Annotated in this window: 20 protein-coding genes; 13 read left to right on the top strand and 7 right to left on the bottom strand. The window is 63.1% G+C overall.

All coding sequences use genetic code 11. The features are described from left to right. Window positions 1-1,005 carry an inorganic phosphate transporter gene (locus M729_RS0113240; protein ID WP_027161825.1) on the top strand — a complete coding sequence of 335 codons (1,005 nt, stop codon included), beginning with the start codon at window positions 1-3 and terminating at the stop codon, window positions 1,003-1,005. 11 nt (window positions 1,006-1,016) lie between these two features. On the opposite strand, the gene M729_RS0113235 is transcribed toward M729_RS0113240, so the two are convergent. Next, window positions 1,017-1,394, bottom strand: coding sequence for a VOC family protein (locus M729_RS0113235; RefSeq protein ID WP_027161824.1), 378 nt, complete (start codon window positions 1,392-1,394; stop codon window positions 1,017-1,019). A 269-nt stretch (window positions 1,395-1,663) separates the two neighbouring features. Between M729_RS0113235 and M729_RS0113230 the strand changes: the two genes are divergently transcribed. After that, the gene (locus tag M729_RS0113230; protein ID WP_027161823.1) at window positions 1,664-2,845 is read left to right on the top strand and encodes an Mrp/NBP35 family ATP-binding protein; all 1,182 of its coding nucleotides are present in this window, start codon (window positions 1,664-1,666) and stop codon (window positions 2,843-2,845) included. A gap of 27 nt (window positions 2,846-2,872) precedes the next feature. On the opposite strand, the gene M729_RS0113225 is transcribed toward M729_RS0113230, so the two are convergent. Then, window positions 2,873-3,325: a carbon monoxide dehydrogenase subunit G gene (locus M729_RS0113225; RefSeq protein ID WP_013528005.1), complete on the bottom strand. Its 453-nt coding sequence runs from the start codon at window positions 3,323-3,325 to the stop codon at window positions 2,873-2,875. A gap of 146 nt (window positions 3,326-3,471) precedes the next feature. Here M729_RS0113225 and M729_RS0113220 point away from each other — a divergent pair, with 146 nt between their 5' ends. The 4 genes from M729_RS0113220 to M729_RS0113205 all read left to right on the top strand — a co-directional run bounded on the left by M729_RS0113220 (window position 3,472) and on the right by M729_RS0113205 (window position 8,159). Next, on the top strand, window positions 3,472-5,277 hold the full coding sequence (locus M729_RS0113220) for an IlvD/Edd family dehydratase (RefSeq protein WP_013528004.1): 1,806 nt from the start codon (window positions 3,472-3,474) through the stop codon (window positions 5,275-5,277). A 215-nt stretch (window positions 5,278-5,492) separates the two neighbouring features. Next, complete coding sequence (locus M729_RS0113215) at window positions 5,493-6,311, top strand: chromate resistance protein ChrB domain-containing protein (RefSeq protein ID WP_027161822.1); 819 nt, start codon at window positions 5,493-5,495, stop codon at window positions 6,309-6,311. After that, on the top strand, window positions 6,308-7,696 hold the full coding sequence (gene chrA / locus M729_RS0113210; protein ID WP_024503379.1) for a chromate efflux transporter: 1,389 nt from the start codon (window positions 6,308-6,310) through the stop codon (window positions 7,694-7,696). Before M729_RS0113215 ends, chrA begins: the two co-directional genes overlap by 4 nt. A 64-nt stretch (window positions 7,697-7,760) precedes the next feature. Continuing rightward, window positions 7,761-8,159 (top strand): hypothetical protein, encoded by a 399-nt coding sequence (locus tag M729_RS0113205; protein WP_024503380.1) that lies wholly within the window; start codon window positions 7,761-7,763, stop codon window positions 8,157-8,159. Between the two features lie 146 nt (window positions 8,160-8,305). Here the strand turns inward: M729_RS0113205 and M729_RS0113200 are convergent, their stop codons facing one another. The 3 genes from M729_RS0113200 to M729_RS0113190 form a co-directional block, all read right to left on the bottom strand. Further along, window positions 8,306-9,535 (bottom strand): aromatic ring-hydroxylating dioxygenase subunit alpha, encoded by a 1,230-nt coding sequence (locus M729_RS0113200; RefSeq protein ID WP_027161821.1) that lies wholly within the window; start codon window positions 9,533-9,535, stop codon window positions 8,306-8,308. A gap of 62 nt (window positions 9,536-9,597) precedes the next feature. Continuing rightward, window positions 9,598-11,187: a trimethylamine methyltransferase family protein gene (locus M729_RS0113195; RefSeq protein WP_027161820.1), complete on the bottom strand. Its 1,590-nt coding sequence runs from the start codon at window positions 11,185-11,187 to the stop codon at window positions 9,598-9,600. Window positions 11,188-11,378: 191 nt separating this feature from the next. Beyond that, window positions 11,379-12,872 (bottom strand): PLP-dependent aminotransferase family protein, encoded by a 1,494-nt coding sequence (locus tag M729_RS0113190; protein WP_024503382.1) that lies wholly within the window; start codon window positions 12,870-12,872, stop codon window positions 11,379-11,381. Window positions 12,873-13,195: 323 nt separating this feature from the next. Here M729_RS0113190 and pgi point away from each other — a divergent pair, with 323 nt between their 5' ends. Together pgi and M729_RS0113180 are read left to right on the top strand one after the other, a co-directional pair. Further along, window positions 13,196-14,839 (top strand): glucose-6-phosphate isomerase, encoded by a 1,644-nt coding sequence (gene pgi, locus M729_RS0113185; RefSeq protein ID WP_084652613.1) that lies wholly within the window; start codon window positions 13,196-13,198, stop codon window positions 14,837-14,839. A gap of 5 nt (window positions 14,840-14,844) precedes the next feature. Further along, a complete protein-coding gene (locus M729_RS0113180; protein ID WP_027161818.1) occupies window positions 14,845-15,567 on the top strand; it encodes an HAD family hydrolase in 723 nt (240 codons plus the stop codon). Between the two features lie 359 nt (window positions 15,568-15,926). Here the strand turns inward: M729_RS0113180 and M729_RS0113170 are convergent, their stop codons facing one another. After that, window positions 15,927-16,664: a methyltransferase gene (locus M729_RS0113170; protein ID WP_027161817.1), complete on the bottom strand. Its 738-nt coding sequence runs from the start codon at window positions 16,662-16,664 to the stop codon at window positions 15,927-15,929. Beyond that, window positions 16,661-18,667 carry a long-chain fatty acid--CoA ligase gene (locus M729_RS0113165; protein ID WP_027161816.1) on the bottom strand — a complete coding sequence of 669 codons (2,007 nt, stop codon included), beginning with the start codon at window positions 18,665-18,667 and terminating at the stop codon, window positions 16,661-16,663. The genes M729_RS0113170 and M729_RS0113165 overlap by 4 nt, the downstream gene beginning before the upstream one ends. Before the next feature lie 453 nt (window positions 18,668-19,120). On the opposite strand from M729_RS0113165, the gene M729_RS0113160 reads away from it, so the two are divergent. The 5 genes from M729_RS0113160 (at window position 19,121) to M729_RS0113140 (ending at window position 24,383) form a co-directional block, all read left to right on the top strand. Then, window positions 19,121-20,713 (top strand): ABC transporter substrate-binding protein, encoded by a 1,593-nt coding sequence (locus M729_RS0113160; protein WP_027161815.1) that lies wholly within the window; start codon window positions 19,121-19,123, stop codon window positions 20,711-20,713. 50 nt (window positions 20,714-20,763) lie between these two features. Then, window positions 20,764-21,771, top strand: coding sequence for an ABC transporter permease subunit (locus M729_RS0113155; RefSeq protein ID WP_027161814.1), 1,008 nt, complete (start codon window positions 20,764-20,766; stop codon window positions 21,769-21,771). A gap of 70 nt (window positions 21,772-21,841) precedes the next feature. Continuing rightward, window positions 21,842-22,696 carry an ABC transporter permease subunit gene (locus tag M729_RS0113150; protein ID WP_224618710.1) on the top strand — a complete coding sequence of 285 codons (855 nt, stop codon included), beginning with the start codon at window positions 21,842-21,844 and terminating at the stop codon, window positions 22,694-22,696. A gap of 2 nt (window positions 22,697-22,698) precedes the next feature. After that, on the top strand, window positions 22,699-23,553 hold the full coding sequence (locus M729_RS01000000134965; RefSeq protein WP_050596221.1) for an ABC transporter ATP-binding protein: 855 nt from the start codon (window positions 22,699-22,701) through the stop codon (window positions 23,551-23,553). After that, a complete protein-coding gene (locus tag M729_RS0113140) occupies window positions 23,553-24,383 on the top strand; it encodes a dipeptide ABC transporter ATP-binding protein (protein ID WP_013527989.1) in 831 nt (276 codons plus the stop codon). Before M729_RS01000000134965 ends, M729_RS0113140 begins: the two co-directional genes overlap by 1 nt. Window positions 24,384-24,408 lie beyond the last annotated feature (25 nt).

Below are 24,408 nucleotides of genomic sequence, written 5' to 3'. Positions count from 1 at the left end.
ATGCAAGCAACCATTGCCTTTCCCGTGCTGGCCGGCCTCGTCGCCGTCGCACTGTTCTTCGACTTTCTCAACGGCCTGCACGACGCCGCCAATTCCATCGCCACCATCGTTTCCACCCGCGTGCTGCGGCCGCAATATGCGGTGCTGTGGGCGGCATTCTTCAATTTCATCGCCTTCATGTTCTTCGGCCTCCACGTTGCCGAGACCGTAGGCAAAGGCATCGTCGACGTCAGCATCGTCACCCCGGCGGTGATCTTTGCAGCCCTGGTCGGCGCCATCGTCTGGAACATCGTCACCTGGATCGCCGGCATCCCTTCGAGCAGCTCGCATGCGCTGATCGGCGGCCTGGTCGGCGCCGGTGTTGCGAAGGCAGGCGTGGGCGCCATCGTTTGGACCGGGCTTGGCAAGACGGTCGCGGCAATCGTCTTGTCGCCAGCGACGGGCTTTATCCTGGCGCTCGTCCTGGTTCTCGTCGTCTCGTGGCTCTTCGTGCGCCAGACGCCGTTTGCGGTCGACAGCACCTTCCGCGTCATGCAGTTCTTTTCCGCCTCGCTCTATTCCCTCGGGCACGGCGGCAATGACGCCCAGAAGACCATGGGCATCATCGCCGTGCTGCTCTATTCGCAAGGCATGCTCGGCGCGACTTTCTACGTGCCGCTGTGGGTGGTCCTCACTTGCCAGTCGGCACTGGCGCTCGGCACCCTGTTCGGCGGCTGGCGCATCGTCCACACCATGGGCTCGAAGATCACCCGGCTGAACCCGATGCAGGGTTTTTGCGCCGAAACCGGTGGGGCGATCACGCTGTTTGCGGCGACCTGGCTCGGCGTTCCCGTATCGACCACCCACACCATCACCGGCGCCATCATCGGCGTCGGCGCCGCCCGCCGCGTCTCGGCCGTGCGCTGGGGCATTGCCGGCAACATCGTCATCGCCTGGATCGTTACCTTGCCGGCCACCGCTTTGATTTCGGCGCTCACCTACCTCGCAGTTGGCCTGGCGAGGTGAGGTGAAGAAATCTACCTGTCCACAAGGTTCAGGATGTTGCCGTCTGGATCCTTGAACCAGGCAACTTTCATTCCGTAACCGACGTGGAGATCGCCCTCCAGCGTCAAGCCCGGCATCTGATAGTGCTCGAAGGCGACGCCCATCGACTTCAGCTCCTTGACGATGTTGCCGATCTCGTCGCCAACCATCCAGGTCACCGCTGTCGCCTTGTTGGTTCCGGCAAATTGGGAATGATAGACGTTGAGGGTGGTATCGCCGCTTTTGTACACGATCAGTTCGCCCCCCTCATCCTGCACCTGTTTCAGGCCAAGCGTTCCTTCGTAGAAAGCCTTGGCCTTTGCCAGATCGCTTACCGCCAGATTTGCCGTTGCGTTGCTGTTTGCGAGCATAATCGCCTCCTTCTCGGCTTGTCGGTCCCGTGCTGGTCGTTGAAATAGGTCGCTGCGATCGTTTGGCGACTGTCGGCTGGATTGATTGCTGGCCGCATCGGCGCTCGCTTATCTGGAGGACGTTTGGCGCGGATGAAATCCGGCAGGACCCGCCGGTTTTTCAGGCACGCCAAGACAGCCATTGCTCCACGGCTTGGTTCTGTCCGGAAACTGCATTATCTCAGGTGCAAGCTGCATCTCAGGCGCAAGCTGCGTAAGGAAAAACTGCCATGTCCGTCACCAAGGAAATCGTCACCGAGCGTCTGAAGACGGTCAACGGGCCGGATTTCACCGGCAACATCGTCGACCTCGGCATGGTTTCGGAAATTTTCATCGCCGACGGGAAGGTCTTCTTCTCGATTACCGTTCCCGCCGCCCGCGCCCAGGAAATGGAGCCGCTGCGCGCCGCTGCCGAGCGTGTCGTCAAGGCGATCCCCGGTGTCGCCGGCGCCGTCGTCGCGCTGACGGCGGAGAAGAAGGGCGGCGGCATGGAGGCGCCGGTTCCATCGCGCCCCGCACCCAGGCCCGTTCCGCCGGCTGCGCCCGCTGCCGCCGCGCCGCGTGTGGCTCCGCACGCGCCGGCCTCGCACAGCTCGGGCAAGCGTGGCGTGCCCGGTATCGAAGCGATCATTGCCGTTGCTTCCGGCAAAGGCGGCGTCGGCAAGTCGACCACCGCCGTCAACATCGCGCTCGGCCTCGCCGCCAACGGCCTGCGCGTCGGCGTGCTCGATGCCGACATCTACGGCCCGTCCATGCCAAGGCTGCTCAACATCCACGGCCGGCCGCAGACCGTCGACGGCAAGATCCTGAAACCGATGGAGAATTACGGCCTGAAGGTGATGTCGATGGGTTTCCTCGTCGACGAGGAAACGCCGATGATCTGGCGTGGCCCGATGGTGATGTCGGCACTGACGCAGATGCTGCGTGAAGTCGAATGGGGTCGGCTCGACGTGCTCGTCGTCGACATGCCGCCCGGCACCGGCGACGCGCAGCTGACCATGGCCCAGCAGGTGCCGCTGGCTGGCGCCGTCATCGTCTCGACGCCGCAGGACCTGGCCCTGATCGACGCGCGAAAAGGCCTCAACATGTTCAAGAAGGTCGACGTGCCGCTGCTCGGCATCGTCGAGAACATGAGCTATTTCATCGCCCCGGACACCGGCAAGCGCTACGACATCTTCGGTCATGGCGGGGCGCGGCGCGAGGCCGAGCGCCTTGGCGTCACCTTCCTCGGCGAGGTGCCGCTCGAGATGGGCATTCGCGAAAGCTCGGATGCCGGCACGCCGGTTGTCGTCTCCAAGCCCGACGGCGCCGAGGCGAAAATCTACCGCGACATCGCCTCGAAGGTCTGGGACCGGGTTAACGAAGAGCGTGGTGCTGCGGCAGCGGCGGTGCCGAGTATTGTTTTCGAGTAGCTTGTTCGGTAGCCGCCGCTCTGCAGCCTAGGCCGCGCCGACCTTCTCGCCGAAGCTGGAAAAAAACTGTCCGGCCAGTTTCTTCGAGGTCGATTCGATCAGCCGGCTGCCGAGTTGGGCGATCTTGCCGCCGACATCGGCCTTGGCCGCGTAGTTCAATATCGTGGCGTCGGGTCCATCTGCCGTCAGCGTCACGTCGGCGCCACCCTTGGCGAAGCCTGCAATGCCGCCCTTGCCTTCGCCCTGGATGGTGTAGGAGTGCGGCGGCTTCAGGTTCTTCAGCGTCACTTCGCCGTTGAACGTCGCCTTGATCGGTCCGATCTTCACCACCACGGTTGCCGCCATCTCGGTCGGCGACTTCATCTCCAGGCTCTGGCAACCGGGAATGGTCGCCTTCAAGACCTCGGGATCGTTCAGCGCTTCCCACACTTTTTGCAGCGGTGCGGCAATGCGCTCCTCGCCTTCGATCACCAAAGCCATGAAAACCTCCCGGACAAGACTGTCCGAACCCGTAACGCACGGCTTGGTGCGTGTCTATCGCACCAAAGTCCGGTTGCGACCGCACGCCCTCTTGCCTGCTCCCGCGCGTTGCCATATCGATTTGTCTTACAAATACGGAGACCATGATGGCAGGCGCCCCCACCCATAAGAAAAAATTTCGCTCGCAGGAGTGGTTCGACAATCCCGACAATCCGGGCATGACGGCTCTCTATCTCGAGCGCTATCTCAATTACGGCCTGACGCGCGCCGAACTGATGTCCGGCAAGCCGCTGATCGGCATCGCCCAGACCGGCTCGGATCTGTCGCCCTGCAACCGTCATCATATCGAACTGGCCAAGCGTGTGCGCGAAGGCATCGTCTCGATGGGCGGTATTCCGTTCGAGTTCCCCTGCCATCCGATCCAGGAGACCGGCAAGCGGCCGACCGCAGCGCTCGACCGCAACCTTGCCTACCTCAGCCTGGTCGAGGTGCTTTACGGCTACCCGCTCGATGGCGTCGTGCTGACCATCGGTTGCGACAAGACGACGCCGGCGCTGCTGATGGCAGCGGCCACCGTCAACATTCCGGCGATCGCGCTGTCGGTCGGGCCGATGCTCAATGGCTGGCACAAGGGCAAGCGCACCGGCTCCGGTACCATCGTCTGGGAATCACGCCAGCGCCTGTCGGCCGGCGAGATCGATTATGACGAGTTCATGGACATCGTCGCCTCGTCGGCGCCGTCCACCGGCTATTGCAACACCATGGGCACCGCCACCACGATGAACTCGCTGGCCGAGGCGCTTGGCATGCAGTTGCCGGGCTCGGCCGCCATTCCCGCGCCCTACCGCGAGCGTGGCCAGATTTCCTATGAGACCGGAAAACGCATCGTCGAGATGGTGCATGAGGATCTGAAGCCGTCCGACATCATGACGAGAGAGGCTTTCGAGAACGCCATCGTCGTCAATTCGGCCATTGGCGGCTCAACCAACGCGCCGATCCACCTCAATGCCATCGCCCGCCACCTTGGTGTCAAGCTCGACAATGACGACTGGCAGACGGTCGGCCTCAATGTGCCGCTGCTGGTCAATTTGCAGCCGACGGGCGAATATCTTGGCGAGGACTACCATCATGCCGGCGGCGTGCCGGCGGTCATTGCCGAACTGATGAAGGGCGACCTGTTGCCGCATCCCGGCGCACGCACCGTCAACGGCAAGTCGATCGGCGAGAATAGCGAGGGCGTCGCCAACGAAAACCCCGACGTCATCCGCTCTGTCGCCAAGCCGCTGAAGGCCAATGCCGGCTTCATCAATCTCAGGGGCAATCTGTTCGATTCGGCGATCATGAAGACCAGCGGCATCTCGCCCGAGTTTCGCGAGCGCTATCTGTCCAATCCTAGGGATCCCGAGGCTTTCGAAGGCAACGCCATGGTTTTCGACGGGCCGGAGGATTACCACGCCCGCATCGACGACCCGGCGCAAGGCATCGACGAACACACCATCCTGTTCATGCGCGGCGCCGGCCCGGTCGGCTATCCCGGCGGTGCCGAGGTCGTCAACATGCAGCCGCCGGCCTATCTCATCAAGAAGGGCATCCACGCGCTCGCCTGCATCGGGGACGGCCGCCAGTCGGGCACGTCGGGTTCGCCGTCGATCCTCAACGCCTCGCCGGAAGCGGCGATCGGCGGCGGACTGGCGCTGCTCAAGACGGGCGACCGGGTCCGCATCGACTTGCGCAAGGGCACGGCCGACATCCTCGTCACCGACGACGAGATCACCCGGCGCCGCGCCGAACTGCAGAACAATGGCGGCTTCCACTATCCCGAGCACCAGACGCCCTGGCAGGAGATCCAGCGCGGTATGGTCGCGCAGTTTTCGGAGGGAATGGTGCTGAAGCCGGCGGTGAAATACCAGGATGTCGCGCACACCAGCGGTGTCCCCAGGGACAATCATTGATTCTGGATCGACGGATGGCGGCTTGATCAAATCAGGCCGCCGTCGGTTTTCCGGTCAGCGTGTTGCATCGCTGCCGGGTAGGTCGAGAACGGCCACCGTCCTTGACAAGCGCGCCCAACAAATCCACCATCATGACAAGGGGTGCATCGCGACGACCCCGTGAGGCGTCAGCCCAACGTTCGCGTCCAAGCTTCTCTTTTCAGGAGGTGGACGCCATGCCGTCAACAACCGCTATCACCGTACCGCAATTGTCCCGGCTCATAGGTCTGCCGGGCGCCCCAGTCATTGTCGATGTTCGCATAGATGAAGATTTCGACGCCGATCCGCGGCTGTTGCCGGCGTCGTGCCGTCGCGATTTCAAAACCGTTTCAAGCTGGGCGGCCACGTTCGCCGGCAAGCCAGTGGCCGTCGTTTGCCAGAGGGGGCAAAAGCTCTCGCAAGGCGTGGCCGCATGGCTGCGCCATGAGGGGATATCAGCTGAATCTCTCGAAGGCGGCTTTGAAGCCTGGCGCGATGCCGGCGGGCTTCTGGCCCGCACCGCCAAGATGCCGCCACGCAATGAAAAGGGCGCCACCGTCTGGGTGACGCGATCGCGCCCGAAGGTCGACCGCATCGCTTGCCCGTGGCTGATCCGGCGTTTCGTCGACCCCGACGCGGTGTTCCTGTTCGTCGAACCCGCTGAAGTGTTGGCTGTTGCCGACCGCTTTCAGGCCGTGCCGTTCGACATCGACAATGTGTTCTGGAGCCATCGCGGCGAGCGCTGCACCTTCGACACGATGATCGAGGAGTTCGGGCTGGAATCCGCGGCGCTCGATCGCCTCGCTGCAATCGTGCGGGCGGCCGACACTGCAAGCCTTGACCTGGTGCCTCAGGCGGCCGGCTTTCTGGCTGCCTCGCTTGGTCTGTCGCGTATGTACCGCGACGATCTGGAACAACTGGAAGCAGGCATGCTGCTCTACGACGCGTTCTTCCGCTGGTGTCGCGACGCCACCGAAGAAACGCACAACTGGCCGGCTGCGGGTAAGCCGTCGTGACCGCTCTTGTCCCGGACAATAAGGCGGGAACTGTCCCGGTGCCGGCTGCACCGACCTTCACCGAGGCCGTGAAGGTCTGGGCGAAAATCGGATTGCTCAGCTTTGGCGGTCCGGCCGGGCAGATCGCGCTGATGCACAAGGAACTGGTCGAGGAGCGGCGCTGGATCGGTGAGCGGCGTTTCCTGCACGCGCTGAACTACTGCATGTTGCTGCCTGGCCCGGAAGCCCAGCAACTCGCCATCTACATCGGTTGGCTGCTGCACAGGACGGCCGGCGGCCTTGTCGCCGGCATCCTGTTCGTCTTGCCGGGCGCGCTCGTCATGCTCGCCTTGAGCAGCCTCTACGTCCTCTATGGCGACGTGCCGCTTGTCGCGGCGCTGTTTTTCGGGGTCAAGGCGGCTGTGCTTGCCATTGTCGTCGAGGCGGTGGTCCGGATCAGCCGGCGTGCCCTCAAGAACCGGGTCATGGTGTCGATCGCGGTCGCGGCGTTCATCGCCATCTATGCGTTGAATGTGCCCTTTCCGCTCATCGTCCTGCTAGCCGGCCTGACGGGATGGCTGGGGGATCGCATTGCTCCCGCCCTGTTTTCCGGCTCGGCCCATGGCAAGGACGATGTTGCCGACTTCAAGGGAGCGGTCGACCTGATGTTCGAGCGTGGCGAACTGGCCCATGTCAAACCGACCAGATGGCATGCACCGCGCACCGTCGCCATCTGGCTGCCGCTCTGGCTCGGGCCTGTTCTTTTGATCTGGTGGTTCACCGGCTCTGCAAGCGTCTGGACCGAGATAGGCCGGTTCTTCAGTCTCATGGCTGTCGTCACCTTCGGTGGCGCCTATGCGGTCCTCGCTTATGTCGCACAGGCAGCCGTCCAGTCCTTCGGCTGGCTGGCGCCGGGTGAAATGGTCGATGGCCTTGGGCTCGCCGAAACGACGCCAGGGCCGCTCATCCTGGTGCTGCAGTTCGTCGGCTTCATCGCCGCGTTCCGCCATTCCGGCTCGCTGGACCCGTTGGTTGCCGGATCGCTGGGGGCTTTGCTCACTCTGTGGGTGACGTTCACGCCTTGCTTCTTCTGGATATTCCTCGGTGCGCCCTACATCGAGGCCTTGCGCGGCAACAAGGCACTGTCGGCCGCACTGGGCGCGATCACCGCCGCCGTTGTCGGGGTAATTATGAATCTGGCCCTATGGTTTGCCTTGCACGTCATCTTCCGTGAGGTGCGCGCGACGGGCCTTGGCATGAACGTGCCGGTGCTTTCGTCGATCGACTGGCGCGCGGCCTTGCTTTCCGTGGCCGCCATGGTCGCCATCCTGAAGCTGAAAGTCGGCATGCTGCCGACACTCGCGCTATCCGCCCTTGCAGGGATCTTGCTGGCGGCGGCTGGTTAGACAGCACCGCCTTTGCAATCCGCTTGCCCACCACCTAAGTGGGCTGGAAATGGAAGGAAACATCATGGCCGGACGGCGATCTTCCCTCGGCTTTCTCGGAATGTTCGGCCGTTCGGGCGACTTGAGGCAGCTCGACGATGCATTGCGCGGCGCCGATCTGCATCCAGCCCTTGTGCCGGAGGGCGTGAAGCTTACCCTCGTCAATCTCATGAAGGATCGCTGGCCCGACGAGCCGCCACCGGGCACCTATGCGTCGGTGGCACAATTATGCAGCTATTGCATCGCGGGTCCCGAAACCTTCGAGCAAGCCAATGGCCATGAGCGGACGCTGGGAGCCGAGCGCCGCATCGAGGCGGCGCTTGAAGCCGGTGACAGCCTCGACGCGCAGATCGTGCTGATGACGCTGCATGCCAAGCTCATCAACCCCGAAGTCGTCGACCGATACGGGCTCAGCGCGGAATGACGCGAAAGGCAAGATCTGCCTGATTCTCCTAGAGCAATTCTAGGAAAAGTGTGAGCGGTTTTCCGTCTAGAATTGCGTCAAAACAAAGAGTTAGAGCAGATCGCCGTTTCCGTGAAACGGTGAATGCTCTAAGGCAGCCGAGCCGTTCAGGCCCGGCTGATCTCCTCGAGATACCAGCCGATGTAGCGCAGTTCGTTATATTCCATCGGCGCGATAGGTCCGGGCACGAAATAGTGCGAGCGCACGCCGCGCGCAGTGTGCTCGATGATCTTCTTGTCCTCTTCGGTGGTGATCTTCCACAGCCAGGTCAGCTTCTCCAGATCGTAATCCTGGCCCTCGACCGTGTCGCCGCGCACCAGCCAGATCAGTTCCATCTCGCAGGTGCCAGCCGTTTTCGGGATGAAGCGGTAGATCATGCCGTGATCGGGATAGCATACGAGGAAGGTCGTGCCGCCGAGATGGATGGAAGTGACGCCACCGTCATAGTCGGAGAAGCGTCCCATCAGCGGGGCCACCGGCGATCCATCCTGGCTGCCGCTCGAAACGCCGTCATAGAGCGCATAGCGGAAGGTGTGGATTGCTTCCTGACCGGCCGCCGAGTTCTGCCAGCGGTTGGCGCTGCCGATCTCGATGCCGAGCGCGCAGGTGCGTTGCTCCATCGCCGCATTGAGCTGCTCGATCATTTCTGCCGGCTTTTCCAGCGCATGCGTCTGCGAATATTCCGGATGCGCCGGCCCGCAATGGTAACATTCGACATAGTTCTCGACGGCGAGCTTCCAGTTGGCGTCGAGCGGGTAGGACTGACGATACGCAACCTTGGCGTCGCTCCAGCCATACTGGCCGCAGCTCGTTCGCAGCGACTGTTCGATAGGATCGAAATCGAGCGGCGTCTCGGCGAAGGAAATGAAGACCAGACCGGATGCGACGCGGACATGAAGCTTCTTCAGCCCGTGCGCCGTGCGGTCGAAATCCTTCGGCATCAGGCGGGCAGCGCGCAACGATCCGTCATTGGAATAGGCCCAGGCGTGGTAGGGGCACACGAACATCTTCGCGTTGCCCTTCTGCTTGGTGCAGACCTCGGCGCCGCGGTGGCGACAGACGTTGAGCATGGCATGCACGGTGCCATCCATGCCGCGTGTCAGGATGACCGCCTCGTCGCCCAGTTTGAACAGCTCGAAATCGCCGGGGTTCGGGATAACGCTGGCGTGGGCCAGGCAATGCCAGTGGCGGCGAAAGACCCGTTCCATGTCGCGCTCGAAGATCGCCGGGTCATGATAGAAGGCACGCACCAGGCCGTGGCCTGGCCGATGAGATGCCACCAGCCGATCGATCGCGTCGCCGTCGGTGGGGGCTTGCTGGATAGGATGCACACTCATTTGTCGTTCTGCCCGATGGTTGGTCGTGTATGGCTGTATGGCTGCACGAGACTTGTCTCCGGTCAGCCGCCCATATGCGTGCGCGGCAGGTGGATCAGGTTGCCGAAACGGGCACGCAATCTGTCGTCGACCTGTTTTGGCACATGGCGCGGAAATCGTTCGGCAAGAATGCGCTTCTTCTCGGTGATCGCACGCAGCAATATATCAGGCCGGCCTTTTTCGTTCCATTCCTTCGGCGAGGAACGATCGCCGAGGGCAGGATAGAAGTGCTCGGTCTGCATCAGCTTGAGCGTTTGTTCGTTGTCGAGATAGTGGCCCGGACCCTTGAGGCAGACCTCCGCGATGCTGTCGATCGACAGGGCCTCGTCAGTCACGTCGATGCCACGCGCGCAGCCCAGGCAATGACCGAGCATGTCGTTGTCGATGACCAGGCTCTCCAGGCAGAAGCCGAGCAGCGAGGCATGCATGCCGGCCGCCTCATAGACGAGGTTGAGGCCGGAGAGGCCGGCCATCACATTGGTGATGCCCTTTTCGTAGCCGGACTGAATGTCGGGCAATTTCGAATCCGTCATGCCGGCGGCGGAGCCACCGGGCAGGTCGTAGAATTGCGCCATCTGGGCACAGGCCGCCGTTGCCACCGACTGCTCGGCCGACCCGCCGGCCATGGCGCCGGTGCGCAGGTCGGACATGAACGGCCATGCGCCAAAGATCGCCGGATGGCCGGGCTTGAGCGCGTTGACATAGACCAAGCCGGCCAGCACTTCGGCCACTGCCTGCACGACGGCGCCGGCCATCGCCGCGGGTGCCGTCGTGCCGGACTGGCCGGTCGACAGCAGCAGGATCGGGATGCCGCCTTCGACGCAGGCCTCGAGCACGCCGCAGGCATCCTCGGCGAACCTCATCGGCGGCACGACGAATGAATTGGAGTTGGAAACGAATGGCCGGGCGCGGAAATTCTCCTCGCCTCCGGCGATGGCGTACAGCATTTCAAGTGCAGGCTTCACGTTCTCACGCACCGTGAAGGATGTTCCGACGTGCTTCGATGTTCCCATCACACAGGCATAAAGCGTGTTGAAATCCATCTCGAGCGGATCGGCGATGTCGCGCGCCACCATCGGCCGCTGGAAGAAATGAATGTTGTCCAGCCCGTCGACGATGCGGGCGGCATCATAAATATCCTGCAGCTTGGATTCGCGGTACTCACGCTTCTCCAGATCCACCAGGTGCACGGCGATGCCTGCCGTGCCGTAGTGCACGCGCTTGCCCTGGACCACCATGTCGTGCCTGGGGTCCTGGCCATGAAGCGTGAAATGTCGTGCCGCCCGCTTGATGGTGTCGAGCACGAGCGCGCGCGGAAAGCGGACCCGGCCATCGTCGCCATGGATCGCCCCCACCTTGGTCAGCACCTTTATGCAGGAAGGAATGGCGTTGGCGAAACCCACTGTCTCCAGAAGCGTCAGCACGCCTTCGTGGATACGCTCGCGGTCATCCCCGCGAAGCGGCCCGTAGCCGCCGCCCTCGATGGCCTTGTGCTGTGGTCTGGCATCCTCCACCAGGGGAGATGATCGCATGGCATGTCCTGTTTCGCGAAGACCGGAGCGTTGTGGACGACGGTTCGCCGGCGTGTCCTGCTGTTCGACAGCCACTGGCATGGAGCACTCCAACTTCGTCGGCAGGAACTCGTGGCGGTTGGTCCACCATCGGCCTGCTTCTTCCCCTGATGACGCCGACTATGCCGCCGGCACTGGCCCATCCTATGGGCCAGCTGGCTCAGTTCCATGTGCCAGAACTAAAATACCGGAGCCGCTGGGAGCGGCTCCGGTCACGAGAGGTCGATGATGGATCAGGCGGCCGCGGGTCTGCGTCCGGCGGCCGTGGCCAGTTCGCGGATGCCTGGCTCGATGTGCTGCAGTGCGATCGACGAGATGCCCAGCCGCATGAAACGCGAAGGCTTTTCAGTGCGATCGAAGAAGCGGTCGCCTGGCTCGATGATGACGCTGCGCGAGGCCGCTGCCTCGGCAAGCCCGCGCGAATCGGTGCCGCGCGGCCCTTCGAGCCACAGCGACGTACCGCCGGCCGAATCGGTCGAACGCCATTCCGGCAGGAAGGCGGAAATCGCATGGACCAGCCGCTTGCGCCGCTCGTCGAAGGCTGACGACAGCCGCCGCACCAGCGCCTCGTGGTGGCCGAGCGACAGGAACAGTGCGACGGCGCGCTGATTGTTGGCCGGCGGATGACGCAGCATGAAGCGGCGCAGCGCCCGGAGCTCCGCGATCAGTCCGGCGGACGCCACGATGTAGCCGAGCCGCAGGCCGGGAGCCAGCGTCTTGGACATCGAGCCGACATAGACCACGCGGCCGGAACGATCGAGGCTCTTCAGCGCTTGCTGCGGTGCCTCGTCGAGAAGCTGGCTGTCATAGCCGTCCTCGATGATGATCTGGTTGTAGCGGTTGGCGCGCGCCAGAAGATCCTGCCGCCGTTCCGCCGACAACGGCACCATGGTCGGGCAATGATGGCTGGGCGTGACGAAGACGAAGCCGGAATCATTGGGAATAGAAGCAGTTACGATGCCGGACTGGTCGACCGGCACCGGCTGTATCTCTGCGCCCGCAAGGCGGAAGATCGAGCGCGCGTCGGGGTAACCGGGGTCCTCCATCGCCACCTTGGAGCCCTTGGACATCAGCAGCGTCGCCAGCATGTAGAGCGCGTTCTGGGCGCCCAGCGTGACGATGATCTCGTCGGGATTGGCGAAGATGCCGCGCCGGGGCAGGAGCCGCGCCTGGATCTGCTCGATCAGCAGCGGATCGTCACGGTCGACCATGTCGGACGCCCAGTTGCGGATTTCCAGCACGGCAAGCGCCATGCGGTTGCACTCGCGCCATTCAGCGGTCGGGAACAGCGCCGGGTCGAACTGCCCGTAGACGAAAGGATAGGACGATTTGATCCAGTTCTCGTGCTTGGCCGGCGGCGGCATGTCGCTTGCGGCGATCTTGCGGCGTGCCTTCCAGTCGATCTCATTGGCCTGGTCGGGCGCCTTCTGGTGCGGCTTGGCCGGTGTCGCCAGCACATCGGGATTGACGAAATGGCCACGCCGCTCGCGCGCCACCAGGAAACCCTGGTCGACGAGCTGCTGGAACGCCAGCACCACGGTTCCGCGCGCCACGCCGAGTTTTTCGGCCAGGATGCGGCAGGAAGGGAGCGGCATCGAAGCGGCGATCTGGCGGTCGAGAATGGCGGCTACGATGGCCTGGCGGATCTGCGCCTGCAGGGTTTGGCCGGATTCGGCCGAAATCCGGAACAGGCCGGACCATATCGCCGTGTCGTTTCGCTGTGGCATGGGAGATTTCCTCGATGGCCAGCCTTTTTCGTTTGGCTGGACCAGCCGAACGTAACCGTGGCACAAGGGGTTGCGCCAATCAATTTTTCTGATCGTTGGGATTTATGCCAGTGATCCTTCACGTCCTTTTGATGCTGCGTTGCGGCATCGTGGGGTGACGCGGCGCTTCATCCCGGCGATGACATCGTGCGTCATGGCGGCGTGAGGGTCTGCGTCATCGCTGCGCATTGATACGGGTGGAGTTCGGCCCGATAGATTGTCGCGACGACACGCGCCGGAAACATCCGGTCCGTAATGATGGCTCGAGGTCTCGGAGTTTGGCAGTGGATCAATCGTCCTTTCAAAAACAGCTCGCCGCCTTGCGCGATCACCGCGCGGCGGCGCCCGCCAGCATGCGCCAGACCTTCGCCGCCGATCCCAAGCGGTTCGTGGAATTCTCCGCCACCGACGGCGATCTGCTGCTCGACTGGTCGAAGTGCGCGGTCGACGCGACCACCATGGAGCTGCTGGAAAAGCTCGCGCAGGCCGCCGATCTCGAAGGCCGCCGCGCCGCCATGTTCGCCGGCAAGAAGATCAACGTCACCGAGGACCGTGCCGTGCTGCACACGGCGCTGCGCAACCTGACCGGCAAGGGCGTCACCGTCGATGGCCAGGACGTCAAGGCGGACGTCATCGCCGTGCTCGACGCCATGGGCGCCTTTGCCGATGCCGTGCGCTCGGGCAAGGCGGCCGGCGCCACCGGCAAGAAGATCACCGACATCGTCAACATCGGCATCGGCGGTTCCGATCTCGGCCCGGCCATGGCGACGCTGGCGCTGGCGCCCTATCATGACGGGCCGCGCGCGCATTATGTCTCCAACATAGACGGCGCCCATATCCACGACACGCTGAAGGGCCTCTCCGCCGAGACCACGCTTTTCATCATCGCTTCCAAGACCTTCACCACCGTCGAGACGATGACCAATGCGCAGACGGCGCGCGACTGGGTGCAGAAGGCGCTCGGCAAGGAAGCGGTCGGCAAGCATTTCGCCGCCGTCTCGACCGCGCTCGACCTGGTGGCCAAGTTCGGCATCGCGCCCGATCGCGTCTTCGGCTTCTGGGACTGGGTCGGTGGCCGCTATTCGCTCTGGGGCGCCATCGGCCTGCCGGTGATGATCGCTGTCGGCCCGCGGAATTTTCGCGCCTTCCTTGATGGCGCGCATGAGATGGACGAGCATTTCCGCACCGCGCCGGTGCAGGAGAACCTGCCGGTGCTGCTGGGACTGGTCGGCTGGTGGCATCGCGTGATCTGCGGTTACCCGGCGCGCGCCGTCATCCCTTACGACCAGCGCCTGTCCAGGCTGCCGGCCTATTTGCAGCAACTCGACATGGAATCGAACGGCAAGAGCGTCACCCTCGAAGGCACGGCGGTGACGACGCCGACCGGACCGCTGGTCTGGGGTGAGCCCGGCACCAACGGCCAGCATGCCTTCTTCCAGCTGCTGCACCAGGGCACCGATTTCATTCCGGTCGAGTTCCTTGCCGCGGCCACCGGTCACGAGCCCGATCTCAAGCACCAGCACGATCTGCTGCTCGCCAACTGCCTGGCGCAGTCGGAAGCGCTGATGAAGGGCCGCACGCTGGAGGAGGCGCGCGCCCAGATGCTGGCCAAGGGCATGAAGCCGGCCGAGGTCGACAAGATCGCGCCGCACCGCGTCTTCTCGGGTAACCGTCCCTCGGTCACCATCCTCTACAGAAAACTCGACCCGCGCACCTTCGGCCGGCTGATCGCGCTCTACGAGCACCGCGTCTTCGTCGAGGGCACGCTGTTCAACATCAACTCCTTCGATCAGTGGGGCGTCGAACTCGGCAAGGAACTGGCCACCGGCCTGTTGCCTGTCGTGGAGGGCAAGGAAAGTGCCGCCAATCGGGATGCATCGACCGCTGGCCTTGTGGGATTCATCCAGCATTTGCGTGGCTCGGAGTGAAAAGCTTGGCAGACATCAAGGGAATATTGTTCGACAAGGACGGCACGCTTGTCGACTTCAACGCCACCTGGCTCGGCGTTGCCGACTTCATGGCCATGGATGCGTCGGAAGGCGATCGCTGGAAAGCCGACAGGCTGCTGGCCGCTGCCGGCTTCGATTTCGCCAACAAGCGTTTCAAGCCGGACTCCATCTTTGCCTCCGGCACCAATCTCGACGTCGTCGAATTGTGGTTCCCGCGCCTGTCCAACGAGGATCAGATGCTTGCGGTTGCCCGCTTCAACGAGATCACCTCCGTACAAGGCTCGGCGATGGCCGTGGCGCTGCCGGGCATCGTCGATACGCTGACGGCACTGCACAGGAAATCCTACCGGCTTGGCGTCGCCACCAACGATTCGACCAGCGGCGCGGAAAAGACGCTGGTCACGCTCGGCGTCGCTCAATTGTTCGACGCGGCCTATGGCTACGACGCGGTGGCCAATCCGAAGCCGGCGCCCGACACCATCCAGGCCTTTAGCGATCTCACCGGCCTCAAGCCGGCGGAAATCGCCATGGTCGGCGACAACCGGCACGACCTCGAAATGGCACGTGCTGGCGGCTGCGGGCTGGCGATCGGCGTGCTCTCCGGCACCGGCACCCGCGAATCGCTGGCCGGCATTGCCGATGTGGTTCTGGATTCGGTCGCCGACCTGCCGGATTTTCTCTCGGCGCGGGTCAGGGAGACGATCTGACGGGAAAGGCTAGGTCAAACTCGATTCACCTCGGGATTTTCTGCCAATGGCCGAGATGGGGGAGCAGTCCATGGAAACTATCGAGCTTCTGGTTTGTTTTCGGACACAATGGGCCACTCATCAGCAGAACAAACGTACCCGCATTTGCCGCACCTGATCTTGGCGCTTTGCGCTGTCGATGTCTTCGCCTGGCTGAAGATCGAAGCCCCGATTTTCGCATTTTGGGCAAACTGTGAAACCGATACGTTGAACAACTTTAATCCACGCCACTCGACTTCTCCGACCAACGGCTAGTCGAATCTATTTTCTGCCCTCGATGTTTGTCCACAATGAGTAGAATTTAGGCTTGCTCTGTGGCGTCAGCGCGCTCCCTCCTCAAACGAAAAGACGCCGCTAAGCCTCGTCGCAGCCCCCTTCGCGTCGCCGAAATCCGGCACCTTGTATTCGGCGAGCAATCGCAGCCGGGACAGCGGCAGGTCGTTGCGGCGGGGATCTCCGACCAATACCTCGATGCCGGCCGCCAGGCAGCGGTCGAGGAACGGGATAACCCGCAGAGCAACCTCAGGGCCGTAGAACACGTCGCCGGCAAGCACGAGCTCGACCGCCGGCGGGGGACCCGTGGTAATGTCCTTGTCGACAATGGCGATCTCGACGCCGTTGGCCGCGGCATTGAGGCCGATCGCGGCAACGCCGTTACGGTCGATCTCTGCGGCGATCACTTCGCGCGAACCGGCCTTGGCGGCGGCGATGCCGACAAGGCCGGAGCCGGCACCAAGGTCGAGCACGCGGCGACCGGCTACCGTTTGCGGATGATCCAGTATATGGCGCGCAAGCACTGCGCCGCCGGCCCACACATAAGCCCAGTAAGGCGGCTGCGGCTCAGGTCCATTGTTGTCCGCCTCGATCGTGTCGTCATCGTCGTCAGCGCTTTGGTGCGTATCGGTAAGCCGTCTCAGGCCACTGGCCGGGTGCGGTGTAAAAAGCTGGATCTCAGGCACCGACGGCACCGGGGCGAGGCGCATGTTCGTCCTGATGAACTCTGCCGGGTCAGGACGGCAAGGTGCATCTACGGCATCCGCGCCGCCGGCTGCAATCATTCGCGCAGCGCTCGCCGCAGGATCTTGCCGACCGGCGTCTTCGGCAGTTCGGTGCGGAATTCGATGTATCTGGGCCGCTTGTAGCCGGTCAGGTTCTCGCGGCAAAAGGCGGTCAGTGCCTCGGCGGTCAGCGCCGGATCCTTCCTGACCACGAACAGTTTCGGCACCTCGCCCGAATGCTCGTCCGGCACGCCGATCGCCGCCACTTCGAGCACGCCCGGATGCATCGCCACGACTTCCTCGAGCTCGTTGGGATAGACGTTGAAGCCCGAGACCAGGATCATGTCCTTCTTGCGGTCGACGATCTTGGTGTAGCCGCGCTCGTCCATGAAGCCCATGTCGCCGGATTTGAAGTAGCCGTCCTTGGTCATCACCTTGGCGGTCTCATCCGGCCGGTTCCAGTAGCCCGCCATCACTTGCGGCCCCCGGATGCAGACTTCGCCGACCTCGCCGAGCGGCAAATTGTTGCCGTCTTCGTCGCGGATGGCGATCTCCGTCGAGGGCAGCGGCAAGCCGATGGTGCCGGTGAAGTCGCCGGCGGTGAACTTGTTGGCGGTGGCCACCGGCGAGGTTTCCGAGAGGCCGTAGCCTTCGGTGACCGAACATCCGGTCAGCGCCTTCCAGCGTTCGGCGACGCCCTTCTGCACCGCCATGCCGCCGCCCAGCGTCAGCACCAGCGGCTTGAAGTCGAGCTTGCGGAAATCCTCATTGTTGAGCAGCGCGTTGAACAGCGTGTTGAGGCCGGGAAAGATGTGCACCGGATATTTCTGCAATTCCTTGACGAAGCCTGGGATGTCGCGCGGATTGGGAATGAGCACATTGCGGGCGCCCTGCTGCATGCCCATCAGCGCGTTCACCGTCAGCGCGAAGATATGATAGAGCGGCAGCGCGCAGATGAAGTTGGGGTGCGCGGGTTTCGGCTTGATCGTGTAGGCGTCCTCCATCCACTGCGCGTTCTGCGCGACGTTGGCGAGCACGTTGCTGTGCAGCAGCGTGGCGCCCTTCGAGACGCCCGTGGTGCCGCCCGTATATTGCAGGAAGGCGACATCGTCGGCTGCCACCTTGGCCGGCCTGAAGCCCATACCGGCGCCGGCCTTCATGGCGGCATTGAACTTGACATGGCCGGGCAGCGACCATGCCGGCACCATTTTCTTCACGCGGCGCACGACGAAATTGACGATTGTGCCCTTCAGCCCGCCGAGCATGTCGCCCATCGCGGCGACCACCACATGCTTGACTGCGGTCCTGGCGATCACCGCCTGCAAGGTGTTGGCGAAGTTCTCCAGGATGACGATGGCTTGCGCCCCGGAATCCTTCAGCTGGTGTTCGAGCTCGCGCGGCGTGTAGAGCGGATTGATGTTCACCACCACATAACCCGCTCGCAAGATCGCCATCATCGCCACCGGATATTGCAGCACGTTGGGCATCATCAGCGCGACGCGCGCGCCTTTCTGCAGGCCCTTCGATTTCAGGTAGGCGCCGAAGGCCGCCGACAGCCGCTCGACATCGGTGTAGCTGATGGACTTGTCCATGCAGGTGAAGGCCGGCTGCGCGGAAAACTGCTTGCAGGCGGCGACGAGGAAATCGCCGATCGAGCTGTAGGGCAGGGCGCCGATCTCCGCCTGCACGTTTTTCGGATAGTTCTTGAGCCACGGCTTTTCCGGCAAGCCGGCGGCCAACGCCGTCAGCGCTTTCGGCAATCGGTTGGCGGTGGCGTCGGCCGGCTTTGCCGCCGGTGGGGCCTTCACCGCCGCCGCGGCCTTCGAGGCCGGCCTGGCAGCGGGCTTTGCCGCACCCGCTTTACGCCCCGGCGCCGTCTTTCCGGCCGCAGCCTTGGCCGGGGCTTTCACCGCCGGCTTTGTGCTTGCCCTTACAGGTGCCGCGGCCGCCTTCGGCTTGGCGGCTTTGGCAACGGGTGCTTTCGGCTTGGCAGTACCGGCTGCTTTCGACGGCGCCTTGGCTCCCGCTTTCACCGGCGCCGTCGTCCTTGATGCTTTTGCCAACCGTTCCTCCCTGGACAAGTCTTGTTCATCCGTGCCGCACTCGCCCCTGAATTGGCAAGGGCGCCCTCCGCTGCGGCCGCTACACCCTATGTATTGCCTCCCTTGGTGAGCGTGCAAGTCTTGCCCTTGCGGCAACGCGGCGAAAGATTTGCCGTCGAAAGTCTTCGCCGCCGCCAGCGCTCCAGGCGGTGTCCTGACGCATCCCACGGCCGCTCGGAAGCGCCGGGAACATTTATGTCGTCAGCCTGGCGATCAATAAAAAAATTCGGCTGTTAATAATCTCGTGAACGGAAGAAACAGCTAATTTTTTCTGCAATTTGGCAAAGTTGCGGATTTTTTTCCTGCTTCCCGCGGGGTAAGCAAACGGGGTGTTCCAAAGCCGGAAAAACGGTGCTTATATGCGCGCTTCGCGAGCCTGATAGAGGGGCTTGGAAGAACATCAGGGAGTGCTCAATGAATAAGAAGCTGACTTTTGCAGCCGCGTTGCTGGCTGCAAGCGTCCTGGGCGGCATGGCCAATGCGAAAACTCTGGTCTACTGCGCGGAAGCTTCGCCGGAAGGTTTCGATCCGGCGCCGTATACCGCAGGCCAGACGTTCGACGCGTCCTCGCGCACCGTCTTCAACCGCCTCGTCGAATTCGATCACGGCAAGACGACGACCTCGCCGGGCCTGGCCGAAAGCTGGACGATCTCCGACGATGGCAAGGAATATGTCTTCAAGCTGCGCAAGGGCGTCAAGTTCGCCGCCACCGACTATTTCACCCCGACGCGCGACTTCAACGCCGACGACGTGGTGTTCTCGTTCGAACGTCAGGTCGAGAAGAACGGTCCCTGGTTCCAGTACATTCCGGGCATTGCCTACCAGTATTACAATGACCAGTTCGGCGACAACATCACCAAGGTCGAGAAGGTCGATGACCTGACGGTGAAGTTCACCCTCAAGGAGCCGGCGATCACCTTCATTCCGACGCTGGGCATGGATTTTGCGTCCGTCGTCTCCAAGGAATATGCCGACAAGCTGCAGGCCGACAAGACGCCTGAGCTGTTCAACCAGAAGCCGATCGGCACCGGCCCGTTCATCTTCGTCGACTACCAGACCGACGCCGCCATCCGCTACAAGGCCAACCCGGACTATTGGGGCGGCAAGCAGAAGATCGACGATCTGGTCTTCGCCATCACCACCGATCCGGCCGTGCGCGCACAGAAGCTCAAGGCCGGCGAATGCAACATCATGTCGTACCCGGCACCGGCCGACATCGCCGGCCTGCAGGCCGATGCGAACCTGAAGGTCGAGGAGCAGGAAGGCCTCAATGTCGGCGCGCTGATGTACAACACCCAGCAGAAGCCGTTCGACGACGTGCGCGTGCGCAAGGCGCTCAACATGGCCATCAACAAGAAGGCCATCATCGACGCGGTCTTCCAGGGTGCCGGCCAGGTGGCGGTCAACCCGATCCCGCCGACCATGTGGTCCTACAACAAGGAAGTGAAGGACGATCCGTACGATCCGGATGCAGCCAAGAAGCTGCTTGAAGAGGCCGGCGTCAAGGACCTCAAGATGAACGTCTGGGCCATGCCGGTGTCGCGCCCCTACATGCCGAACGCGCGCCGCACCGCCGAACTGATCCAGGCGGACTTCGCCAAGGTCGGCGTCACCGTCGAGATCGTCAGCTACGATTGGGGTGAATACCTCAAGCGCGCTTCCGCGGTCGATCACGACGGCGCCGTCATCGTCGGCTGGACCGGCGACAATGGCGATCCGGACAACTTCCTCGGCGTGCTCCTGAGCTGCGCTTCCGTCGGTTCGAACAACCGCGCGGAATGGTGCAACAAGGACTTCGATGCGCTCATCAACAAGGCCAAGACCGTTTCGGACCAGGCCGAGCGCACCAAGCTCTATGAACAGGCACAGGTCATCTTCAAGGAACAGGCACCCTGGGCGACGCTCGCTCACTCCAAGGTGTTCATGCCGATGCAGAAGACCGTCACCGGCTTTGCGATGGATCCGCTCGGTATCCACCGCTTCGACGGCGTCGATATCGCCGAATAAGGTTGCGAAACGGGGGCGCCACCATGTGGTGACGCCCCCACTCGCCCGCCATGCTGCGTTATATCCTCGGCAAGCTCGCCCTCATCATCCCGACCTTCATCGGGATAACCATCCTCGCCTTTGGCTTCGTGCGCATCCTGCCCGGTGATCCGGTGCTGGTGCTTGCGGGCGAACGCGGCCTGTCGCCCGAACGCCACACGGCGCTCATGCACCAGTTCGGTTTCGACCTGCCGATCTGGCAACAATATCTGACCTATCTGACCAACATCCTCAGCGGTGATTTCGGCACCTCGTTTTCCACCAAGACGCCGGTGCTCAAGGATTTCCTGGTGCGCTTCCCGGCAACGGTCGAGCTCGCCATCTTCGCCATGATCTTTGCCATTGTCCTAGGTGTCGCCGCCGGCATCTTCGCCGCCATCCGCCGCGGCTCCTGGTTCGACCAATTGACCATGGGCACGGCGCTGGCCGGCTATTCCATGCCGATCTTCTGGTGGGGTCTGCTGCTGATCATCGTGTTCTCCGGCATGCTGCACTGGACGCCGGTTTCAGGCCGCATCGACCTCCTCTACTTCTTCAAGCCGGTGACCGGCTTCATGACCATCGATTCCCTGATCTCGGGCCAGAAGGGCGCCTTCCGTTCGGCGCTGTCGCACCTGATCTTGCCGACCATCGTGCTCGGCACCATTCCGCTCGCCGTCATCGCGAGGCAGACGCGCTCGGCGATGCTCGAGGTGCTGGGTGAGGACTATGTCCGCACCGCGCGCGCCAAGGGCCTGGCGCCGCGTAGGGTCATCGGCCTGCACGCCTTCCGCAACGCGCTGATCCCGGTCGTCACCACCATCGGCCTGCAGGTCGGCACGCTGCTCACCGGCGCCATCCTGACCGAGAGCATCTTCTCCTGGCCCGGCATCGGCAAATGGATGATCGACGCCATTTCCAAGCGCGACTATTTCACCGTGCAGGGCGGGTTGCTTTTGATCGCGTTGATCGTCATGTCGGTGAACCTCATCGTCGACGTGCTCTACGCCGTCATCAACCCACGCATCCGGGCCAACTGACATGAGCAATGAAGGCCCCGCCACCATCGAAGCCGCGACCGTCGTCAAGCCGCAGGACGCCAGGTTGCAGATGTTCGGCGAGTTCTGGCATTACTTCTCCGTCAACAAGGGCGCGGTGATCGGGCTCTTCGTCTTCGCGCTGCTGATCCTGATCGCCATTTTCGCGCCGCTGCTGGCGCCGCATTCGCCGGACGATCAGTTCCGCGACTTCTTCCTGACGCCGCCGGCCTGGCAGGAGGGCGGCAATGCGCAGTTCCTGCTCGGCACCGACGCCGTCGGCCGCGATATGCTGTCGCGCCTGATCTACGGCTCGCGCTTCTCGCTCGCCATCGGCTTCGTCGTTGTCACGTCAGCGCTGATTTCAGGCGTCATCCTCGGCCTGCTCGCCGGCTACTGCCGCGGCTGGGTCGACACGCTGATCATGCGCATCATGGACATCATCCTGGCCTTCCCGTCGCTGCTCTTGGCCCTGGTGCTGGTCGCGGTGCTTGGCCCCGGCCTCGTCAACGCCATGATCGCCATCGCCTTCGTGCTGCAGCCGCATTTCGCCCGGCTCACCCGCGCCGCCGTGATGGCCGAAAAGACCCGCGAATATGTCGTCTCGGCCAAGGTCGCCGGCGCCAGCCATCTCAGGCTGATGCTGGTCACCATCCTGCCAAACTGCATCGCGCCGTTGATCGTGCAGGCGACGCTGTCCTTCTCCAACGCCATCCTCGAGGCGGCGGCCCTTGGCTTCCTCGGCATGGGCGCGCAGCCGCCGACGCCGGAATGGGGCACCATGCTGGCCGAAGCGCGCGAGTTCATCCTGCGCGCCTGGTGGGTGGTGACCTTCCCCGGCCTCGCCATCCTGATCACCGTCTTTGCCATCAACCTGATCGGCGACGGTCTGCGCGACGCGCTCGACCCCAAGCTGAAGAGGTCCTGAGCATGTCTCTGCTCGAGATCAAGAACCTCACCGTTTCCTTCGACACCGCGGCCGGACCGTTCATGGCCGTGCAAGGCATCGACCTGTCGATCGAGCCGCGCGAAGTGCTGGCGATCGTCGGCGAGTCCGGTTCCGGCAAGTCGGTGGCGATGCTGGCGGTGATGGGGCTGTTGCCCAACACGGCAACCGTCAAGGCCGACCGCATGGCCTTCGACGGTGTCGACCTTCTGAAGCTTAGCCCGTCCGAACGCCGCAAGATCGTCGGCAAGGACATCTCGATGATCTTCCAGGAGCCGATCGCCAGCCTCAACCCGTGCTTCACCGTCGGGTTCCAGATCGAGGAGGTGCTGCGCTTCCACATGGGCATGGACCGCGCCCAGCGCCGGGCGCGTGCCATCGAACTGATGAAGCTGGTCGGCATCGCCGACCCTGAAGAGCGGCTGAGTTCGTTCCCGCACCAGATGTCGGGCGGCCAGTGCCAGCGCGTCATGATCGCCATCGCCATTGCCTGCAATCCGAAACTGCTGATCGCCGACGAGCCGACCACGGCGCTCGACGTCACCATCCAGAAGCAGATCCTCGATCTGCTGGTTTCGCTGCAGGCCAAATACGGCATGGGCCTGATCATGATCACCCACAATATGGGCGTGGTGGCCGAGACCGCCGACCGCGTCATCGTCCAGTACAAGGGCCGCAAGATGGAAGAGGCCGACGTGCTGTCGCTGTTTGAATCGCCAAAGAGCAATTACACGCGGGCGCTTTTGTCGGCGCTGCCGGAAAACGCCGTCGGCGACCGGCTGCCGACCGTTTCCGACATGATGTTCGAGCCGGCCCCCTCTGCTGCGGGAGCCGCCTGATGAGCACGACGGTTCTCGAAGGCAAGAACATCGTCCGCGACTACCACATCGGCGGCGGCCTGTTCACCGGGCCGCGTACCGTGCACGCGGTCAAGGGGGTCTCGTTCAAGGTCGACAAGGGCAAGACGCTGGCCATTGTCGGCGAAAGCGGCTGCGGCAAGTCAACGCTTGCCCGCATCATCACGCTGATCGATCCGGCGACATCGGGCGAATTGTTCATCGACGGCAACAAGGTCGACATCGCCAAGGGCGGATTGACCAAGGAGATGCGCCGCAAGGTGCAGATCGTCTTCCAGAACCCCTACGGATCGCTCAATCCGCGCCAGAAGATCGGCGACGTGCTGGGCGAGCCGCTTTTGATCAACACCGACAAGCCGGCGTCCGAGCGGCGCGACCTTGCGATGAAGATGTTGAAGAAGGTTGGCCTCGGCCACGAGCACTACAATCGCTATCCGCATATGTTTTCCGGCGGCCAGCGTCAGCGCATCGCCATTGCCCGCGCGCTGATGCTGAACCCGAGCCTGCTGGTGCTCGACGAGCCGGTCTCGGCGCTCGATCTGTCGGTGCAGGCGCAGGTGCTCAACCTGCTTGCCGACCTGCAGGATGAGTTCCAGCTGACCTATGTCTTCATCAGCCACGATCTGTCCGTGGTGCGTTACATCGCCGACGATGTGATGGTGATGTATTTCGGCGAGGCGGTGGAATACGGCTCGCGCGACGAGGTCTTTGCCGATCCCAAGCACAGCTACACCCGGACGCTGTTCGCGGCGACACCGCGCGCCGACGTCGCGTCGATCAAGGCGAGGCTGGCGAAGAAGAAAGCGGCTTAACGTCTCTTCGTCATCCTCGGGTCTG

The sequence above is a fragment of the Mesorhizobium sp. WSM1293 genome (genome assembly GCF_000513875.1).
GTDB classification, from domain to species: Bacteria; Pseudomonadota; Alphaproteobacteria; order Rhizobiales; family Rhizobiaceae; genus Mesorhizobium; species Mesorhizobium ciceri.
This window is presented reverse-complemented; position numbering and strand designations above follow the sequence as displayed.

What these genes read in the sequence shown, in the direction of transcription:
- M729_RS0113240 (WP_027161825.1), top strand. Translation starts at nt 1, where the DNA reads ATGCAAGCAACCATTGCCTTTCCCGTGCTGGCCGGCCTCGTCGCCGTC.
- M729_RS0113235 (WP_027161824.1), bottom strand. Translation starts at nt 1,394, where the DNA reads ATGCTCGCAAACAGCAACGCAACGGCAAATCTGGCGGTAAGCGATCTG.
- M729_RS0113230 (WP_027161823.1), top strand. Translation starts at nt 1,664, where the DNA reads ATGTCCGTCACCAAGGAAATCGTCACCGAGCGTCTGAAGACGGTCAAC.
- M729_RS0113225 (WP_013528005.1), bottom strand. Translation starts at nt 3,325, where the DNA reads ATGGCTTTGGTGATCGAAGGCGAGGAGCGCATTGCCGCACCGCTGCAA.
- M729_RS0113220 (WP_013528004.1), top strand. Translation starts at nt 3,472, where the DNA reads ATGGCAGGCGCCCCCACCCATAAGAAAAAATTTCGCTCGCAGGAGTGG.
- M729_RS0113215 (WP_027161822.1), top strand. Translation starts at nt 5,493, where the DNA reads ATGCCGTCAACAACCGCTATCACCGTACCGCAATTGTCCCGGCTCATA.
- M729_RS0113205 (WP_024503380.1), top strand. Translation starts at nt 7,761, where the DNA reads ATGGCCGGACGGCGATCTTCCCTCGGCTTTCTCGGAATGTTCGGCCGT.
- M729_RS0113200 (WP_027161821.1), bottom strand. Translation starts at nt 9,535, where the DNA reads ATGAGTGTGCATCCTATCCAGCAAGCCCCCACCGACGGCGACGCGATC.
- M729_RS0113195 (WP_027161820.1), bottom strand. Translation starts at nt 11,187, where the DNA reads ATGCCAGTGGCTGTCGAACAGCAGGACACGCCGGCGAACCGTCGTCCA.
- M729_RS0113190 (WP_024503382.1), bottom strand. Translation starts at nt 12,872, where the DNA reads ATGCCACAGCGAAACGACACGGCGATATGGTCCGGCCTGTTCCGGATT.
- M729_RS0113170 (WP_027161817.1), bottom strand. Translation starts at nt 16,664, where the DNA reads ATGATTGCAGCCGGCGGCGCGGATGCCGTAGATGCACCTTGCCGTCCT.
- M729_RS0113160 (WP_027161815.1), top strand. Translation starts at nt 19,121, where the DNA reads ATGAATAAGAAGCTGACTTTTGCAGCCGCGTTGCTGGCTGCAAGCGTC.
- M729_RS0113155 (WP_027161814.1), top strand. Translation starts at nt 20,764, where the DNA reads ATGCTGCGTTATATCCTCGGCAAGCTCGCCCTCATCATCCCGACCTTC.
- M729_RS0113150 (WP_224618710.1), top strand. Translation starts at nt 21,842, where the DNA reads ATGTTCGGCGAGTTCTGGCATTACTTCTCCGTCAACAAGGGCGCGGTG.
- M729_RS01000000134965 (WP_050596221.1), top strand. Translation starts at nt 22,699, where the DNA reads ATGTCTCTGCTCGAGATCAAGAACCTCACCGTTTCCTTCGACACCGCG.
- M729_RS0113140 (WP_013527989.1), top strand. Translation starts at nt 23,553, where the DNA reads ATGAGCACGACGGTTCTCGAAGGCAAGAACATCGTCCGCGACTACCAC.